The sequence below is a fragment of the Salipiger sp. CCB-MM3 genome, assembly GCF_001687105.1.
GTDB lineage: Bacteria > Pseudomonadota > Alphaproteobacteria > Rhodobacterales > Rhodobacteraceae > Salipiger.
Window position 1 is genome coordinate 923,717 of the sequence record NZ_CP014595.1, and the last position, 18,337, is coordinate 942,053.

Below are 18,337 nucleotides of genomic sequence, written 5' to 3' on the forward strand. Positions count from 1 at the left end.
ACGATCTCCTCCCGTCTGCCCTCCTAAATAGGTCTTTCTGCGCCGCAGCACACCCGCCTATCGTGCATGTGCGCCTTGCGCTCACTGCAAGCGTACGGGGCAATCGTAGGGCGCAAACGTAGGGCGCGTCACCCAAACCAAAGCGCCGCCCCCAAAAGGGAGCGGCGCCAAATCTTGTGCTGTCGCTGCGGATCAGACGTGCCGTTCCAGCATCATCTTCTTGATCTCGCCGATCGCCTTCGCCGGGTTCAGACCCTTCGGGCAGGTCTTGGCGCAGTTCATGATGGTGTGGCAGCGATAGAGCTTGAACGGATCCTCAAGCTCGTCGAGACGCTCGCCGGTGGCTTCGTCGCGGCTGTCGATGATCCAGCGGTAGGCGTGCAGCAGCGCGGCCGGGCCGAGGTAGCGGTCGGAGTTCCACCAGTAGCTCGGGCAGGAGGTCGAGCAGGAGGCGCACATCACGCACTCATAAAGACCGTCGAGCTTTTTGCGGTCCTCGATGGACTGCTTCCACTCTTTCTGCGGACGGTTGGTCTTGGTCTCCAGCCACGGCATGATCGACGCGTGCTGCGCGTAGAAATGCGTGAGGTCGGGGATCAGGTCTTTCACCACCGGCATGTGCGGCAGCGGGTAGATCTTCACGTCGCCCTTCACCTCGTCGAGGCCGTAGATACAGGCCAGCGTGTTGATCCCGTCGATGTTCATCGCGCAGGACCCGCAGATGCCTTCCCGGCACGAGCGGCGGAAGGTCAGCGTGGGGTCGATCTCGTTCTTGATCTTGATCAGCGCGTCCAGGACCATCGGACCGCATTTGTCCATGTCGAGGAAATAGGTGTCGACCCGCGGGTTCTCACCGTCATCCGGGCTCCAGCGGTAGATCTTGAACGCCCGCACATTGGTCGCGCCCTCGGGCTTCGGCCAGGTCTTGCCGGTGCGGATTTTAGAGTTCTTGGGAAGTGTAAATTGAACCATGTCTCTCTCCTATCGGACGAGGGCCGGCAGCCCCTCGGCTGCCAAGCAGGTCAGGGTCTCGGGTTTCGAGACGATATCGGTCACGACTTCGACCGTGCTGGCCGTGGGCCCTGTGACGCTGTCGGCGGCCAGCGCATAGATCTGCGTGGAGGACGCATTGTCGATCACGCAGTCCAGCGCCGGTTCCACCGGCACACCGGGGTACCTGTCGGCCACGACGCGAGCGACCGTGGATTTCGCGGCTTGCCGCGCAATCTGGTCCTGCGTCTGGGCCGAACAGGCCGCCAGCACAACAACAAGGCCAAGGGCTGCCCGCATCAGAACGTCCGTGCCTTCGGCGCGATCTTCTTCAGCGAGATGCCGCCCTGCTCTTCTTTGGTGAGCGGGTCCAGAACCACCGGACGGTAGCTCAGGTCGACCTTGTTGCCTTCGACGCGGCTGATCGTGTGCACACGCCAGTTCTCGTCGTCACGCTCGGCGAAGTCCTCATGCGCGTGGGCGCCGCGGCTTTCGTGGCGCGCTTCGGCGCCGACGATGGTCGCGATGGCGTTCGGCATCAGGTTGGTCAGCTCGAGGCTTTCCATCAGGTCCGAGTTCCAGATCAGCGAGCGGTCGGTGACCTTGATGTCGCCCAGCTTGCCGGCGATCTCGGTCATCTTCTCTTTGCCGTCCTTCAGCGTCTCGGAGGCACGGAACACCGCCGCATCCGCCTGCATGGTGCGCTGCATCTCGAGGCGCAGCTCGGCGGTCGGGATCGCGCCCGAGGCGTTGCGCACGCTGTCGAAACGGTCGAAGGCCTTGTCGATCTGCGACTTCGGCGCGGTCGGCACGGCGGACGCGCGGTCGATCACCTCACCGGCGCGGATCGCGGCGGCGCGGCCAAAGACCACGAGGTCAATGAGCGAGTTCGAGCCCAGACGGTTGGCCCCATGCACCGAGGCACAGCCGGCCTCGCCCACGGCCATCAGGCCCGGCACGACGGCGTTGGGATCCTCGGCGGTCGGGTTCAGCACCTCGCCCCAGTAGTTGGTCGGGATGCCGCCCATGTTGTAGTGCACGGTCGGCAGAACCGGGATCGGCTCTTTGGTCACGTCCACACCGGCGAAGATCTTCGCGCTCTCGGAGATGCCCGGCAGACGCTCGGCGAGCGCTTCTTTGGGCAGGTGCGAGAGGTTCAGGTGGATGTGATCGCCATGCTCGCCCACGCCGCGGCCTTCGCGGATTTCCATGGTCATGCAGCGCGAGACATAGTCGCGGGGCGCGAGGTCTTTGTACTGGGGCGCATAACGCTCCATGAACCGCTCGCCGTCCTTGTTGGTCAGGTACCCGCCTTCACCGCGGGCCCCCTCGGTGATCAGGCAGCCCGAGCCGTAGATGCCGGTGGGGTGGAACTGCACGAATTCCATATCCTGCAGCGGCAGCCCCGCACGGGCCACCATGCCGCCGCCGTCGCCGGTGCAGGTGTGCGCCGAGGTCGCCGAGAAATAGGCACGGCCGTAGCCGCCGGTAGCGAGCACAACGGTCTTGGCGTTGAACACGTGGAAGGTGCCGTCGTCCAGCTTCCAGCACAGCACGCCCTTGCAGACGCCGTCTTCCATCAGCAGGTCGATGGCGAAATACTCGATGTAGAACTCTGCGTTGTTCTTCAGCGACTGGCCGTAGAGCGTGTGCAGGATCGCGTGGCCGGTCCGGTCGGCGGCGGCGCAGGTGCGCTGCACGGCGGGGCCTTCACCAAACTCGGTGGTGTGGCCGCCGAACGGGCGCTGGTAGATCTTGCCCTCTTCGGTCCGCGAGAACGGCACGCCGTAGTGCTCGAGTTCATAGACCGCGGCGGGTGCCGAACGGGCGAGGTATTCCATGGCGTCGGTGTCGCCGAGCCAGTCGGAGCCCTTCACCGTGTCGTACATGTGCCACTGCCAGTTGTCGGGGCCCATGTTGGCCAGCGAGGCGGCAATGCCGCCCTGCGCCGCAACGGTGTGCGAGCGGGTCGGGAACACCTTGGAGATACATGCGGTGCGAAGGCCCTGCTCCGCCATGCCGAGGGTCGCGCGCAGACCGGCACCGCCGGCACCGACGACCACGACGTCATAGTCATGCGTCTCGTATTCGTAAGCTGCTGTCATTTTCGTTTTTCCTCGAGCCGCGAAGTCAGAGTGCCAGTTTCACCAGCGCGAAGAGCGCGCCCGCAATCATCGCCCAGGACAGGGCCTGCACCGCGACAAGCAGCAGCTTGCCGGTCGTGCCGTGGACATAGTCGATGAGGGCTTCGTCAATCTCGCCCTTGCAGTGTAGGATCACGACCACGGCGGTCAGCGCCGTGACGATCGCTGGGAAGGGGCGCGCGAAATAGGCCAGAACGTCCTCGTGGCTGCTGCCAAGCGCGAGGCCGAAGGTGATGACGAAGAGCGGAACAAGCACCACCAGCGCGGCCGAGGTGATGATAGCGTTCCAATGGTGGTGGGTGCCGGTGTGACCCGCGCCCAGTCCCTGCGCAAGTTTGCGGTCGGTCAGAAATCGCATGGGTCTCTCCTTACACCACGATGATGGTCAGCAGGGTCAGCACGGTGGCGCCGATGAACATGCCCCATCCAAGCTTTGTCGCGATCTCGACTTCCATGAGGTAGCCCAGATCCCAGATCACGTGACGCAGACGGCCCAGCATGTGATACCAGATTGCCCAAGTCGCCAGCAGCATCAGCAGATCACCGATGAAGCTGGTCAGAATGCCATCGACGACCGCAAAAGCTTCGGGGGAGGAGGCTGCGGCGATCAGCCAGCACACCACAAGAAACGCAAAGCCGAATGTCGCGATTCCGGTGATCCTGACCATGATGGAAGAGATCGACGTCATCTGGGGGCGGTAGTACTGCCCGATCATGAAGGGTGAAAGCGGGCGACTGCCCCGGTTCACATCGGCCATGGCTTGTCCTTTTCGGTTCCCTTGTGGGCGCGTTCTAGCGCCTCTTGCCCCGCTCTGTCACGCGGCACCAAAGCCCTTGGGGGTGTTTTTTCTGCCGAAAACCAAAAAATGATCGGAATATGTGATCACACCAGAAAAAGCGTGATCACATTTACGGCGCTAACAGCCGCAGGAGTGAGACTCGCCTTATTCCTAAGTATTTATGTCGGATTTCTGCGCCGCAGCGGCCCGACTCAGAGCCTTGCGCGGAATTCAACATGCGTCAGATCAGCGCGGGATCAGCGCCCAGTAATCGAGGTCCAGAAGCACCTCAGGGCGGTATTTTCCATCCTCGCCCTTCAGCGCGAACGGCGCCCCGCCCTTGGTTGCGACCAGCCGCAGCCGCAGCGCGCCGACACCCGGCGCGGCGGTCTCGGCGCGGTCCAGCACCTCGGACCAGACCTTGATGGTATCGCCCGCAAAACAAGGGTTTGCATGCGCGCCCCCGTTGAGCCCGACGATCATTTGCGCATTCGCCAGCCCGTTGAAGCTCAGCGCCCGCGCCATGGAGATCACATGCCCGCCGTAGATCAGCCGCTTGCCGTCTTCGCGGAAAGTGGCGTCGAAATGCACCTTGGCGGTGTTCTGCCACAGCCGCGTCGCCAGCATGTGCTCGGCCTCCTCGATGGTCACCCCATCGACGTGGTCGATCTGCTCGCCGATCTCGTAATCGCCCCAGCGGTGCGGCTCGCCCGCGAGGGTGAAATCGTAATTCGTAAAGTCGAGCCCCTCTGGGATCACCAGATCTTCGGGGGCCAGCACCGTCTTGAGGTCCGGCAGCACCGTCTCCGGCGCGGGGGCGTCTATGTTCTTTTTGCGCACCATCACCCAGCGGCAATAGTCCAGCACGGTCTCGCCGCGCTGGTTGGTGCCACGGGTGCGCACATAGACCACCCCCGATTTGCCGTTCGAGTTCTGCTTGAGCCCGATCACCTCGGACGAGGACCGCAGCGTGTCTCCGGCATAGATTGGCTTCAGCCAGCGCCCCTCGGCATAGCCAAGATTGGCCACGGCGTTGAGCGAGACATCCGGCACGGTCTTGCCAAAGACGATATGGAAGGCCGCCAGATCATCCAGCGGCGATGCGGGCAGACCAACGCTCCGGGCAAACTCATCCGAGGAGTAAAGCGCATGCCGGGCCGGGTAGAGCGCGTGATAAAGCGCTCTCTCCCCGCCCGAGACGGTGCGCGGCACGGCGTGGTCGATGACCTGCCCGATGCTGTAATCCTCGAAGAACCGTCCGGGGTTGGTCTTGGCCATCACTGCGCTCCCAGCTTCATGTCCGGCGTGTAGGGCGTGTCGATCTCCTTGGTGACGGCCTGACCGCAGCGCATGACGCCATTGGCGCTGTCGAAGGCATAAGTCGGGCTGCCGTGCAGTTCCCAGCCTTTGCTCAGCGCCTCAGAGACCTTGTGGCAGAAGGCCGAGGTGTCGTCCTCGGAGAGAAAGCGATAGATTTTCATGCGTGTATTCCGGAAGTTTTAACCAAAGGTGGGGTAGCCGAGCCACGTGTGGATCGCCCCGATGACAAGCAGCAGCACCACGCTCGCGGCAAGGAAGATCAGGTCTTTCTTGATCGGCCCTTTCGCGGGCGGCACCCATTCAGGCTCGGCACGGTTGATCGTGCTCATCTCGACCAGCGCCCAGATGCCAAGGCCGCCGAACAGCACGAAGGACGGCGTGTCGCCGTTCACCAGCAGGTGCGCGATGGTCCACAGCAGAAACCCAGTGAGCATCGGGTGGCGCATCTTGTAGAAAAGCGCGCCCTTCTTCGGTCCCGGCGAGGTGAAGTAGAGCGCCGCCAGCATCAGCAGGTTGTTGATGCCGCGCGTCGCCGAGGTGGGTCCATAGAAAGCGGCCTCGTCGGCCATGCGGTAGCCGAAGATCATCAGCAGCACGCTGGCAAAAAGGACGAGCGCAACGACGCCCTTGCCCTTGTCGCCCATCTTCGCCCGCGCCTCGGGGGCGAGGCGTTTAAACAAATGCGCCGCCCACCAGAGCGCGACGCCGAGAATCAGAAGCAGCATTGGGGGTCTCCTCTTGCCGGGTCTGTCCCGACCCTGCCCTCAAGCCCCCATGGCGGCAATGGCATCCGCCTTCGCCAGCACGGATTTCGCCGTGACCACATGCAGGTTCTCGACGATCTTGCCGTCGACGACGGCAACCCCCTGCCCCTCGGCCTCGGCGGCCTCGAAGGCGGCGATCTGCCGCTGCGCCAGTTCGATCTCGCCCTCGCTGGGCGCAAAGGCGGCATTGGCGATCTCGACCTGCGCCGGGTGGATCAGCGTCTTGCCATCAAAGCCCATGTCGCGGCCCTGCGCGCATTCGGCCTGCAGCCCCGCGTCGTCCTTGAAGGCGTTGTAGACGCCATCGACGATGATGCAGCCGCTCGCCTTGGCGGCCAGCAGGCACAACTGCAGCGAGGTGAGCATCGGCAGCCGGTCGGCGCGGAACCGCGCATTCAGTTCCTTGGCCAGATCATTGGTGCCCATGACCATGCCCGCCAGCCGCGGATGCGCACCGATGGCCGCCGCGTTGAGCATGCCCTTCGGCGTCTCCATCATCGCCCAGAGCGGCTTGTCGGTGAGTTTCGCCAGCGCATCGAGCTGCGCCGGATCCTCGACCTTCGGCAGCAGCACCGCGTCGCAGTCCATGGCATCCGCGGCCTTGGCATCGGCCTCGCCCCATTCGGTGTCGAGCCCGTTGATCCGCACGATCCGCGTCCGGAGGCCATAGCCCCCCGCGCCCAGCGCCGCGCCCAGCGCCTCACGCGCGGCGGGTTTTTCCGCCGGGGACACCGCGTCTTCCAGATCGAAGATGATCGCATCCACCGGCAGCCCGCGCGCCTTGTCCAGCGCCCGCTCTTTCGAGCCGGGGATATAGAGAACCGAACGGTAGGGCCGAAGCGCGAGATCCATGCCTTCCTCCATCAAGCAATAATCTTGCGCCAGTGATGCAATTCTTTTTCAAAAACTGCAAGCCCAATCATGCCGCAGCGCAGAAGACGTTTAAATCTCCAGAATTTTAACCGGACTCGGTCGCTTAACCAATCCTTTGGACATGCCGCGCAGGCTTTGAAGACAAGGCACTGACCTCGCGCCAAGGCGACGCGCCCGCCGTCCGCACGATACGTTCGAACGAAATAAGGGGAAACAAGATGACCCTATACAGACGCCTCCCGCTTTCTGGCCTTCCGCTTTCTGGCCTCCTGCTCTTGCTGGGCCTGCCCGCCGCTGCAGACCAGTCCGCCTGTGGCCCGCGCGATCAGATCGTCGCCCGACTCGCGGCGACCTATGGCGAGACGCGGCAGTCCATCGGCATTGGCAACAACAATGCGGTGATGGAGCTTTTCGCCTCGGATGAAACCGGCAGCTGGACGATCACGGTCACCGGCACCGATGGCGTCACCTGCCTTGTTGCCAGCGGCCTCGCCTTCGAGGCGCTGCACGAGCCGCTGCCTCCCGCGGACAGCGACGCCTGAAAACGCGATCCTCAAAAACCGAGCCTGCCCCCGCGCCCAACGACCCAATTCAGCCCGCCAAACCCTACCCCGCGCAGCAATTTCGCCGCGCACCTTGGCCCGCCGCCTTCGCCGCCTAGTTTCTGTGCAGAACTCTGTCATACTCGACGGGACGCCACGGAAAGGGAGCCGGAAGCGCCATGCTGACCCACAAATTTCTCACCGCCACCAGCCTTGCCGCCGCACTCGCCGCTCTGGCAGGTGCCGCACAGGCCGATATCACAGTCTCTTCGAAGATCGACACCGAGGGCGGGCTGCTCGGCAATGTCATCGCCCTCGCGCTCGAGGACGCGGGCCTGCCGGTCGAGCGGCGCCTGCAACTGGGCGGCACCCAAGTGGTGCGCGAGGCGATCCTCGCCGATCAGATCGACATCTACCCCGAGTACACCGGCAACGCCGCCTTCTTCTTCAACGAGGCCGACAGCGATGTCTGGAAGGATGCAGACAAAGCCCACGCCCGCGCCAAGGAACTCGATGCCGAGAATGGCATCACCTGGCTCAGCTCTGCCCCCGCCAACAACACTTGGGCCATCGCGGTCACCGGCCCGGTCGCCGAGGAAAACAACCTCTCGACCATGTCCGACTTCGGCGCTTGGATCGCGGATGGCGGCGAGGTGAAGCTGGCCGCCTCCACCGAGTTCGTCTCCTCCCCCGCCGTTCTGCCTGCAATGCAGACGACCTATGGCTTCGAGCTGTCCGAGGATCAGACGGTGATCCTGTCGGGCGGCGACACCGCTGCCACCATCCAGGCCGCCGCGCGCGGCACCTCGGGCGTGAATGCCGCGATGGTCTACGGCACCGATGGCGGCGTCGGCGCCACCGGCCTCAAGGTAATGGAAGACGACAAGGGCGTGCAGCCGGTCTATGAGCCCACGCCCATCGTGCGGGACGCCGTGCTCGAGGAATATCCCTCGATCCCCGACGTACTGAACCCGATCTTCGAAGGGCTCGACATGGAAACCCTGCAAGAGCTCAACGGCCGCATTCAGGTCGGCGGCGAGCCTGCCGAGGCCGTTGCGCGTGACTATCTCACGCAAACCGGGGTGCTGGACTGATCCTCGGTCGCAGCGTGCAGATGTCTGATGCCGGGCGGGGCCTGTCTCCGCCCGGCGTGCTCTTTGCCGGGATGGGTCTGGCCGCGTTGGCCCTGCCCTTCCTGACCCTGCGCGCCAACCGCATCGTCGCGGGCGATGGCGTGATGCTTTGGGACAGCGCGCCGCTCTCGCATGTGCTCCCCGGCCTGCTGGCGATGGCCGCCGGTCTCGCGCTCGGCATTCCCGCCTCTGCCCCGCTGCGCCGCTTCGGCGGTAGCCTGCTTGGCCTTGCCGGGCTGCTTTGGCTACTGGCGACCGGCGCTGGCGCGCTGCTGGTCGATGCCGGAGATCTGGCCCGCGTCTCGCCCGCCGCCGGGTTCTGGTGCTTGCTGCTGACGCTCATGCTGCTGATGGCCGACGCGCTGGCGCAGATGAAGCCCGGCCCCAAAGCCCGCGCCGGGCTGCTGATCTTGCTGCTGGCGGCCCTCGCCGCCGTGCTCTGGTCCGGCATGCTGTCGGATCTGTCGATCGCGCAGGAATACGCCAGCCGCCGCGATGCCTTCCGCTCCGCCACCCTCCGCCACACCGGCCTTGCCTTTGGTTCGCTGGCCGCCGCAGCCGCCACCGGCTTTCCGCTCGGCATCCTGTGCCATCGCCGCCCCGGCCTGCGCGGCGCGACGCTGCCGGTGCTGAGCTTCCTGCAAACCATCCCCTCGCTTGCCATGTTCGGCATCATGATCCCGATCCTCGGATGGGTCGGCAGCAGCTTTCCCGCCGCGCAGGCGCTCGGCATCGCGGGCATCGGCTTTGCCCCGGCGTTTCTTGCGCTGGTGCTCTATTCGCTGCTGCCGGTGGTCTCGAACACCGTCGCCGGGCTCGACGCCGCGCCACCCGCCGCCACCGAGGCAGCGCGCGGCATGGGCATGACCCCGGCCCAGCGTCTGTGGAAGGTCGAACTGCCGCTCGGCATGCCGGTGATCCTCGCCGGGCTGCGCATCGTGCTGGTGCAGAACATCGGGCTGGCGGTGATCGCCGGGCTGATCGGCGGCGGCGGCTACGGAACATTCGTCTTTCAGGGCCTCAATCAGACCGCCACGGACCTCATCTTGCTGGGCGCCGTGCCCACGGTTCTGATGGCGCTCGTCTCTGCCGTCGTCATGGACATCCTCGTGGACCTCACCCGCCGCACCCCGGAGCGCCCCGCATGATCGAGATCGACAAGCTCACCAAGACCTATGGCGAAACCCGCGCCGTCGATGCCGTCTCGATGACCGTCGAGACCGGCACGATCACCGCCATCGTCGGCACCTCCGGCTCGGGCAAGACCACGCTGCTGCGGATGATCAACCGGCTGGTCGAGCCCACCTCTGGCGAGGTCCGGATCAATGGCGAGCCCACCCACGCGCTCAAACCCCATATCCTGCGCCGCCGCATCGGCTATGCCATTCAGGGCCACGGGCTCTTTCCCCACCACTCGGTCGCGCGCAACATCGCCGCCGTCCCCGATCTGCTGGGCTGGCCCAAGGACAAAACCGCCGCGCGGGTCGACGAGTTGCTCACCCTCTTCGGCATGGAGCCCGCCGACTTCCGCGAGCGTTTCCCCGCCGAGCTTTCGGGTGGCCAGCAGCAGCGCGTCGGCGTCGCCCGCGCGCTGGCCTCGCGCCCCGACCTTCTGCTGATGGACGAGCCCTTTGGCGCGCTCGATCCGATCATCCGCACCCGCGCGCAGGCCGACCTCAAGGACATACAGCGCAAGCTCGGCTCGACGATCATGCTGGTGACCCACGACATGGACGAGGCGATCAGCCTCGGCGACCGGGTCGCGGTGATGGATGGCGGCAAGCTGGTGCAATACGGCCCGCCCGATGAGATCGTCGCCAGCCCCGCGACGCGCTTCGTCGCCGATATGGTGGGCGATGCCGAGCGGCCCATGCGGCTGCTGTCGCTGATCCCCGCCGCAGACCTGGCCGAGGACGGCCCCGCCGAGGGCAGCCCCCTGCCCGCCGGTGCCAGCCTGCGCGAGGCGCTGTCGGCCTGCCTCTGGAGCGGGCGCGAGGCGGTGCCGGTCGAACGTGAGGGCCAGCCCGCGGGCCGGGTCACGCTGGCCGCGATCCGGGCCCGTGCGGAGCGGCACGCGTGAAACCGGGGCTGATCCTGCGCGCGGCGCTCGTTCTGCTGCTGCTGGCATTGGTGCTGAAGCCCGGCCTCTTCGAGCCGGTCTTTGCGCCTTTCGCACCGGAAAACGGCCCGGTGATCTACACCCGCAGCTCGCTGCTGTCGCTCTCGCTGAGCCACCTTGGCCTTGTCGCCGCCGCCTCGCTGGCGGCCACGCTGGTGGCGGTGACGCTGGCGATCCTCGTCACCCGCCCCGCGGGCGCGGCCTTCCGCCCATTGTCGCGCACCATCACCAATGTCGGCCAGACCTTCCCGCCGGTCGCGGTGCTGGCGCTGGCGGTCCCGGCGCTCGGCTTCGGCGCCGGGCCGACATTGGTGGCGCTGTTTCTCTATGGGCTGCTGCCGATCTTCGAGAACGCCATGACCGGGCTCTCGACCCTGCCGCCCACCACCATGGAGGCGGCGCGCGGCATCGGGCTCGACCGGCGGCAACGTCTGCTGCGGGTCGAACTGCCGCTGGCCGCGCCGGTGATCCTTGCGGGCATCCGCCTGTCGGTGGTCATCGCCCTCGGCACCGCCACCATCGGCTCGACCGTGGCGGCGCGGACCCTCGGCGAGGTGATCATCGCCGGGCTGCTGACCAGCAACACCGCCTTTGTGCTGCAGGGCGGGCTGATCGTCGGGCTGTTCGCAGTGCTGATCTATGACGCGCTGGTGCAGCTTGAGAAGCATCTGGCCCGCCGCATGGGCCGCGGATGACCCCCGCGAAATAACAAGCGGCCCAACCGGCCATCTGACAAAAAGAATCGCCCATCTGCCTGTGAATGCGGCAAGTTGCACCCCCGGCCAGCCCCGATCACGTCGATGGGAAAGCCGCTTTGTGGCAAAAAGCATACGCTGGCATACATCCACCAATTCACTGAGATTTAACAACTTTATCGCAACCATGCCGCGTGGTCAGGCGGGGCGGCATGAAATTGCTGCCGCGCAGCGCCCTTGCGCGCCGGCGGCAGAGACCTTACGCAAACGTCGGACTTCACAAATGGAGCGGAGAACAGATCCATGGCCAGACCCAAGATCGCCCTCATCGGCGCGGGACAGATTGGCGGCACGCTTGCACACCTCGCGGCCCTGAAGGAACTCGGCGACGTCGTGCTCTTCGACATCTCGGAAGGCACTCCCGAAGGCAAAGCCCTCGACATCGCAGAGTCGGGCCCCTCGGAAGGCTTCGACGCCAAGCTCAAGGGCACCCAGGACTACGCTGACATCGCCGGCGCCGACGTCTGCATCGTGACCGCGGGCGTTCCGCGCAAGCCGGGCATGAGCCGCGACGACCTGCTGGGCATCAACCTCAAGGTGATGAAATCGGTCGGCGAAGGCATCCGCGACAACGCCCCCGACGCTTTCGTCATCTGCATCACCAACCCGCTCGACGCGATGGTCTGGGCGCTGCAGAAGTTCTCGGGCCTGCCCGCGCACAAGGTCTGCGGCATGGCTGGCGTGCTCGACTCGGCCCGCTTCCGCCACTTCCTGTCGGTGGAATTCGACGTGTCGATGAAAGACGTCACCGCCTTCGTTCTGGGCGGCCACGGCGACACGATGGTTCCCTCGGTGCGTTACTCGACCGTTGCCGGCATCCCGCTGCCGGATCTGGTCGACATGGGCTGGACCACGCAGGAGAAGCTGGACGCCATCGTGCAGCGCACCCGTGACGGCGGCGCAGAGATCGTTGGACTGCTGAAGACCGGCTCGGCCTTCTACGCACCGGCAACCTCGGCGATCGAGATGGCCGAAGCCTACCTCAAAGACCAGAAGCGCGTCCTGCCCTGCGCGGCGATGTGCGACGGCGAGTTCGGCCTCGACGGCATGTATGTGGGCGTGCCCACCGTGATCGGCGCCGGCGGCATCGAGAAGATCGTCAACATCAAGCTCACCAAAGAAGAGCAAGAGATGTTCGACAAGTCGGTCGCAGCCGTGAAGGGCCTCGTCGAGGCCTGCAAAGGCATCGACGGCTCGCTGGCGTAAGCCATCCGGCCCGCCCAAGGGCCAGAGCAGACAGTCCAAGCCCCGGCGCGTTCGCGTGCCGGGGCTTTTTCGTTGCGCCTCCCCTCAAATGACGCGGAGCAGAGCGGGCCATTTCGGTCCATTTAAAGCGTGATCCACAGCCAAAGCGCGACGATCCGCCGCTTCGCTGGCGCTTGACCTCCCCCCGCGCGCCGGGTGGCCAGCCATGCTATCCTGCCCATCAAACGGGCACCGCGCTGATTCCCGCGACGCACGGCGCTAACAGGATCCCACATTCCCGAGATTTGTGATCACGCTTTTTCCGGGCGTGATCACAACGGCGAAAAAATCTCGCAAATCTTCGCCGAAAGGCAAAAATCCCTTCGCGTGCTGCGATATGCGGGCGTATACCCACCCCGAAATCGCAGCAAGACGGGAAGAGTCTTCCATGAACATCCATGAATATCAGGCGAAAGCGCTCCTGCGCGAATACGGCTGCCCGGTTTCGGACGGCCGTGTCGTGCTCAGCGCCAACGAAGCCAAGACCGCTGCAGGCGAGCTCGACGGTCCGCTCTGGGTCGTCAAGGCGCAGATCCACGCCGGCGGCCGCGGCAAGGGCTCGTTCAAGGAAGCCGAAGCTGGTGAGAAGGGCGGCGTCCGTCTTGCCAAGTCGGTGGAAGAGGCGGCCGAAGAGGCCAAGAAGATGCTCGGCAAGACGCTGGTGACCCACCAGACCGGCCCCGCCGGCAAGCAGGTCAACCGCATCTACATCGAAGATGGTTCGGACATCGAGCGCGAGCTCTATCTCGCCCTGCTCGTCGACCGAGTGACCAGCCGCGTCTCCTTCGTCTGCTCGACCGAGGGCGGCATGGACATCGAGGAGGTCGCAGCCTCGACCCCCGAGAAAATCCTCTCCTTCTCCGTCGACCCGGCCACCGGCTACCAGCCGTTCCACGGCCGCCGCGTCGCTTTTGCCCTCGGCCTTGAAGGCGCTGCCATGAAGCAGTGCGTCAAGCTGATGGGCCAGCTCTACAAGGCCTTCATCGAGAAGGACATGGAGATGCTGGAGATCAACCCGCTGATCCTCATGCCCGGTGGCAGCCTCAAGGTGCTCGACGCGAAGCTCGGCTTCGACGGCAACGCCATGTACCGCCAGCCCGACATCGCCAACCTGCGCGACGAGACCGAGGAAGACGCCAAGGAACTCGAAGCCTCCAAGTACGACCTCAACTACATCGCTCTGGATGGTGAGATCGGCTGCATGGTGAACGGTGCGGGCCTCGCGATGGCCACCATGGACATCATCAAGCTCTACGGCGCAGAACCGGCCAACTTCCTCGACGTGGGTGGCGGCGCCACCAAAGAGAAAGTGACCGAGGCGTTCAAGATCATCACCTCTGACGACAACGTCAAAGGCATCCTCGTGAACATCTTCGGCGGCATCATGCGCTGCGACGTGATCGCCGAGGGCGTCATCGCCGCGGTGAAAGAAGTGGGCCTGCAGGTTCCGCTCGTCGTCCGCCTCGAAGGCACCAACGTGGAGCTCGGCAAGAAGATCATAAACGAGTCCGGTCTCGACGTGATCGCCGCCGACAACCTCTCCGACGGCGCCGAGAAGATCGTGAAAGCGGTCAAGGGCTGATGCGTCTGGGGGCGCTGCGGCGCTCCCTCCCCGGAATTTTGGCTGCGCCCGTCGCAGCGACAATAGGAGAACGCCACAATGGCAGTCCTCGTTGACGAAAATACCAAAGTCATCTGTCAGGGCCTGACCGGCTCGCAGGGCACCTTCCACACCGAGCAGGCCATCGCCTACGGCACCAAGATGGTCGGCGGCGTGACCCCCGGCAAAGGCGGCCAAGAGCACCTCGGCCTGCCCGTGTTCAACTCGGTCCACGAAGCCAAGCACGTGACCGAAGCCAACGCGTCGGTGATCTACGTGCCCCCGCCCTTCGCCGCGGACTCGATCCTCGAGGCGATCGACGCTGGCATCGAGCTGATCATCTGCATCACCGAGGGCATCCCGGTGCTCGACATGATGAAGGTGAAGCGCGCGCTGGTGGACAGCAAGTCGCGCCTCATCGGCCCGAACTGCCCGGGTGTGATCACCCCGGACGCCTGCAAGATCGGCATCATGCCCGGCCACATCCACAAGCGTGGCTCGGTCGGCGTTGTGTCGCGCTCGGGCACGCTCACCTATGAAGCCGTGAAGCAGACCACCGACATGGGCCTCGGCCAGTCGTCGGCTGTCGGCATCGGCGGCGACCCCATCAAGGGCACCGAACACATCGACGTGCTCGACATGTTCCTCGACGATCCGGAAACCGAATCCATCATCATGATCGGTGAGATCGGTGGCTCGGCCGAAGAAGAAGCCGCCGAGTTCCTCAAGGAGCAGAAGAAAAAAGGCCGCTGGAAGCCGACCGCTGGCTTCATCGCGGGCCGCACGGCCCCTCCGGGCCGCCGCATGGGCCACGCTGGCGCGATCGTCGCCGGTGGCAAGGGCGGCGCCGAGGACAAGATCGAAGCGATGAAATCGGCAGGTATCGTCGTGGCAGACAGCCCGGCGACGCTTGGTGAGGCTGTCATGAAAGCCATCAAGGGCTAAATAGCACTCAGCAGGGCGGGTCCGCCCGCCCTGCGCCCCCGAAAGTTCCGCTCAAGGGTTCCGACCCGCAGAGCATCCGGAGCATCATGACGGGGGCCTTTACCCAAGGCCCCCCTCCTGCTGCTTCAACGATCGGTCAGAAAGGAATGCGCGCGATGACGGATCAAGGCTCGAATGACCAGTTCCACGCCCTCAGCTTTATGCAGGGCGCGAACGCGGAATATCTCGAACAGATGTATGCTCGCTATGCCGATGACCCCAATGCGGTCGACGAGGCATGGAGCGAGTTCTTCAAACAACTTGGCGACGACGAGACCAGCGTGAAGGCCGAGGCGAAAGGCGCGTCTTGGGAGCGTGCCGATTGGCCGCCGACCCCGAACGACGACCTGACCGCCGCGATCACCGGCGAATGGCCGATGGTGCCCGCCGCCGAGGCAAAGGGCGCGGGCAAGAAGATCGCCGCCAAGGCCGCCGAAAAGGGCGTCGAGGTCACCGACGATCAGGTCAAGCGCGCCGTGCTCGACTCGATCCGTGCGCTGATGATCATCCGCGCGCACCGTATCCGCGGCCACCTCGCCGCCGATCTCGACCCGCTGGGCCTGCACGGCCGCGAGCCGCACCCCGAGCTCGATCCCAAGGCATACGGCTTCACCGACGCCGACATGGATCGCCCGATCTTCATCGACAACGTGCTCGGCCTGCAGGTCGCCTCGATGCGCGAGATCATGGGCGTGCTGAAGCGCACCTATTGCGGCACCTTCGCGCTGCAGTACATGCACATCTCGGACCCCGAGCAGTCGGCATGGCTGAAAGAGCGGATCGAGGGCTACGGCAAGGAAGTGAAGTTCACCCGTGAAGGGCGCCGCGCCATCCTCAACAAGATGGTCGAGGCAGAGGGCTTCGAGAAATTCCTGCACGTCAAATACATGGGCACCAAGCGCTTCGGCCTCGACGGCGGCGAGAGCTTGATCCCGGCGCTCGAGCAGATCATCAAGCGCGGCGGCGCGCTCGGCATCCAAGAGATCGTCTTCGGCATGCCGCACCGCGGTCGCCTGTCGGTGCTCGCCAACGTGCTGCAAAAGCCCTACCGCGCGATCTTCAACGAATTCCAGGGCGGCTCGTTCAAGCCCGAGGACGTTGATGGCTCGGGCGACGTGAAATACCACCTCGGCGCGTCCTCGGACCGCGAGTTCGACGGCAACAAGGTGCACCTGTCGCTGACCGCCAACCCCTCGCACCTCGAGGCAGTGAACCCGGTGGTTCTGGGCAAGGTCCGCGCCAAGCAGGACCAGCTCGGCGACACCGAGCGCACGCAGGTTCTGCCGGTGCTGCTGCACGGTGACGCGGCCTTCGCGGGTCAGGGCGTCGTGGCCGAATGCTTCGCGCTTTCGGGTCTGCGCGGCCACCGCACCGGCGGCACCATTCACGTCGTGGTGAACAACCAGATCGGCTTCACCACCGCGCCGCACTTCTCGCGCTCCTCGCCCTACCCCACCGACAACGCACTGGTGGTCGAGGCGCCGATCTTCCACGTCAACGGCGACGATCCCGAAGCCGTGGTGCACGCTGCCAAGGTCGCGACCGAGTTCCGCCAGAAGTTCGGCAAGGACGTGGTCATCGACATCTTCTGCTACCGCCGGTTTGGTCACAACGAGGGCGACGAGCCCATGTTCACCAACCCGATCATGTACAAGAAGATCAAGCAGCAGAAGACCACGCTGACGCTCTACACCGATCGCCTCGTCAAGGACGGGCTGATCCCCGAGGGCGAGATCGAAGACATGAAGGCGGCCTTCCAGTCGCACCTCAACGAAGAGTTCGAGGCGGGCAAGACCTACAAGCCGAACAAGGCCGACTGGCTCGATGGCCGCTGGTCGCATCTCGACGCGCAGAAGGAAGGCAACTACCAGCGCGGCGAAACGGCCCTGAAGGAAGAGACGCTCGCCGAGATCGGCACCGGGCTGACCACCGTCCCCGAGGGCTTCCCGCTGCACAAGACCGTGGGCCGTTTCCTCGACGCCCGCTCGAAGATGTTCGAAAGCGGCAAGGGCTTTGACTGGGCGACCGGCGAAGCGCTGGCCTTCGGCTCGCTGCTCACCGAGGGCTACCCGGTGCGCCTTGCCGGTCAGGACAGCACGCGCGGCACCTTCTCGCAGCGCCACTCGGGCCTGATCAACCAAGACAACGAAGACCGTTACTACCCGCTCAACAACATCCGCGAAGGTCAGGCCCGTTACGAGGTCATCGACTCCGCGCTGTCGGAATATGCGGTTTCGGGCTTCGAATATGGCTACTCGCTGGCCGAGCCCAACGCGCTCGTGCTGTGGGAAGCGCAGTTCGGCGACTTCGCCAACGGCGCGCAGATCATGTTCGACCAGTTCATCTCGTCGGGCGAAAGCAAGTGGCTGCGCATGTCGGGCCTCGTGTGCCTGCTGCCGCATGGCTACGAGGGTCAGGGCCCCGAGCACTCCTCGGCCCGTCTCGAGCGCTTCCTGCAGATGTGCGGTCAGGACAACTGGATCGTGGCCAACGTCTCGACCCCGGCCAACTACTTCCACATCCTGCGCCGCCAGCTGCACCGCAGCTACCGCAAGCCGCTGATCATGATGACGCCGAAATCGCTTCTGCGTCACAAGCTGGCGGTCTCCGAGGCCAAGGACTTCACCACCGGCTCCTCGTTCCACCGCGTCCTCTGGGACAGCGCGGAGTCGGGCGAGAGCAGCACCAAGCTGGCAGCCGACGACAAGATCAAGCGCGTCGTGATGTGCTCGGGCAAGGTCTACTACGACCTGCTCGAAGAGCGCGACGCCCGCGGCATCGACGATGTCTACCTGCTGCGGATCGAGCAGTTCTACCCCTTCCCGGCGATCTCGCTGGTCAAGGAGTTGGAACGCTTCAAGGGCGCCGAGATGATCTGGTGTCAGGAAGAGCCCAAGAACCAGGGCGCCTGGACCTTCATCGAGCCCAACATCGAATGGGTGCTGGGGCGTATCGACGCCACGCACAAGCGGCCGGTCTACGTCGGTCGCGCCACCTCGGCCTCGCCCGCAACGGGTCTGGCCAGCCAGCACAAGGCACAGCAAGAGGCGCTTGTGAACGAAGCGCTGACCATCGAAGGGAAATGAAGC

At 64.9% G+C, this 18,337-nt stretch carries 18 protein-coding genes; 9 read left to right on the plus strand and 9 right to left on the minus strand.

What is annotated here, in order from left to right; translation table 11 throughout:
- Positions 1-192: 192 nt before the first annotated feature.
- The 9 genes from AYJ57_RS04505 to AYJ57_RS04545 all read right to left on the minus strand — a co-directional run bounded on the left by AYJ57_RS04505 (position 193) and on the right by AYJ57_RS04545 (position 6,849).
- Positions 193-972, minus strand: a complete 780-nt coding sequence (locus tag AYJ57_RS04505) for a succinate dehydrogenase iron-sulfur subunit (RefSeq protein WP_066101809.1) — start codon at positions 970-972, stop codon at positions 193-195.
- A 9-nt stretch (positions 973-981) separates the two neighbouring features.
- A complete protein-coding gene (locus AYJ57_RS04510) occupies positions 982-1,290 on the minus strand; it encodes a hypothetical protein (protein WP_066101812.1) in 309 nt (102 codons plus the stop codon).
- Positions 1,290-3,095 (minus strand): succinate dehydrogenase flavoprotein subunit, encoded by a 1,806-nt coding sequence (sdhA, locus tag AYJ57_RS04515; RefSeq protein WP_066101816.1) that lies wholly within the window; start codon positions 3,093-3,095, stop codon positions 1,290-1,292. Before sdhA ends, AYJ57_RS04510 begins: the two co-directional genes overlap by 1 nt.
- 25 nt (positions 3,096-3,120) lie before the next feature.
- Positions 3,121-3,492 carry a succinate dehydrogenase, hydrophobic membrane anchor protein gene (locus AYJ57_RS04520; RefSeq protein ID WP_066101821.1) on the minus strand — a complete coding sequence of 124 codons (372 nt, stop codon included), beginning with the start codon at positions 3,490-3,492 and terminating at the stop codon, positions 3,121-3,123.
- A gap of 10 nt (positions 3,493-3,502) precedes the next feature.
- A complete protein-coding gene (gene sdhC, locus AYJ57_RS04525; RefSeq protein WP_066101824.1) occupies positions 3,503-3,892 on the minus strand; it encodes a succinate dehydrogenase, cytochrome b556 subunit in 390 nt (129 codons plus the stop codon).
- 267 nt (positions 3,893-4,159) lie between these two features.
- Positions 4,160-5,191 (minus strand): MaoC family dehydratase, encoded by a 1,032-nt coding sequence (locus tag AYJ57_RS04530; RefSeq protein ID WP_066101827.1) that lies wholly within the window; start codon positions 5,189-5,191, stop codon positions 4,160-4,162.
- The gene (locus tag AYJ57_RS04535) at positions 5,191-5,394 is read right to left on the minus strand and encodes a DUF1737 domain-containing protein (RefSeq protein WP_066101829.1); all 204 of its coding nucleotides are present in this window, start codon (positions 5,392-5,394) and stop codon (positions 5,191-5,193) included. The genes AYJ57_RS04530 and AYJ57_RS04535 overlap by 1 nt, the downstream gene beginning before the upstream one ends.
- Before the next feature lie 18 nt (positions 5,395-5,412).
- A complete protein-coding gene (locus AYJ57_RS04540; RefSeq protein ID WP_066101832.1) occupies positions 5,413-5,958 on the minus strand; it encodes an NnrU family protein in 546 nt (181 codons plus the stop codon).
- Between the two features lie 39 nt (positions 5,959-5,997).
- Positions 5,998-6,849 (minus strand): HpcH/HpaI aldolase/citrate lyase family protein, encoded by an 852-nt coding sequence (locus AYJ57_RS04545; RefSeq protein ID WP_066106651.1) that lies wholly within the window; start codon positions 6,847-6,849, stop codon positions 5,998-6,000.
- Between the two features lie 239 nt (positions 6,850-7,088).
- Between AYJ57_RS04545 and AYJ57_RS04550 the strand changes: the two genes are divergently transcribed.
- From AYJ57_RS04550 to AYJ57_RS04590, 9 genes are all read left to right on the plus strand, one after another.
- On the plus strand, positions 7,089-7,412 hold the full coding sequence (locus AYJ57_RS04550) for a hypothetical protein (RefSeq protein ID WP_066101835.1): 324 nt from the start codon (positions 7,089-7,091) through the stop codon (positions 7,410-7,412).
- A gap of 179 nt (positions 7,413-7,591) precedes the next feature.
- Positions 7,592-8,506, plus strand: coding sequence for a glycine betaine ABC transporter substrate-binding protein OsmF (gene osmF, locus AYJ57_RS04555; RefSeq protein ID WP_066101837.1), 915 nt, complete (start codon positions 7,592-7,594; stop codon positions 8,504-8,506).
- A 20-nt stretch (positions 8,507-8,526) separates the two neighbouring features.
- Positions 8,527-9,693, plus strand: coding sequence for an ABC transporter permease (locus AYJ57_RS04560; protein ID WP_066101840.1), 1,167 nt, complete (start codon positions 8,527-8,529; stop codon positions 9,691-9,693).
- Positions 9,690-10,625 carry an ABC transporter ATP-binding protein gene (locus AYJ57_RS04565; protein WP_066101843.1) on the plus strand — a complete coding sequence of 312 codons (936 nt, stop codon included), beginning with the start codon at positions 9,690-9,692 and terminating at the stop codon, positions 10,623-10,625. Before AYJ57_RS04560 ends, AYJ57_RS04565 begins: the two co-directional genes overlap by 4 nt.
- Positions 10,622-11,359, plus strand: coding sequence for an ABC transporter permease (locus tag AYJ57_RS04570; RefSeq protein WP_157373962.1), 738 nt, complete (start codon positions 10,622-10,624; stop codon positions 11,357-11,359). Before AYJ57_RS04565 ends, AYJ57_RS04570 begins: the two co-directional genes overlap by 4 nt.
- A gap of 303 nt (positions 11,360-11,662) precedes the next feature.
- A complete protein-coding gene (gene mdh / locus AYJ57_RS04575; RefSeq protein WP_066101846.1) occupies positions 11,663-12,625 on the plus strand; it encodes a malate dehydrogenase in 963 nt (320 codons plus the stop codon).
- Between the two features lie 427 nt (positions 12,626-13,052).
- Positions 13,053-14,246, plus strand: coding sequence for an ADP-forming succinate--CoA ligase subunit beta (sucC, locus tag AYJ57_RS04580; protein ID WP_066101849.1), 1,194 nt, complete (start codon positions 13,053-13,055; stop codon positions 14,244-14,246).
- Positions 14,247-14,324: 78 nt separating this feature from the next.
- Positions 14,325-15,209 carry a succinate--CoA ligase subunit alpha gene (sucD, locus tag AYJ57_RS04585; protein ID WP_066101852.1) on the plus strand — a complete coding sequence of 295 codons (885 nt, stop codon included), beginning with the start codon at positions 14,325-14,327 and terminating at the stop codon, positions 15,207-15,209.
- A gap of 155 nt (positions 15,210-15,364) precedes the next feature.
- On the plus strand, positions 15,365-18,334 hold the full coding sequence (locus AYJ57_RS04590; RefSeq protein WP_066101855.1) for a 2-oxoglutarate dehydrogenase E1 component: 2,970 nt from the start codon (positions 15,365-15,367) through the stop codon (positions 18,332-18,334).
- Positions 18,335-18,337: the final 3 nt, after the last annotated feature.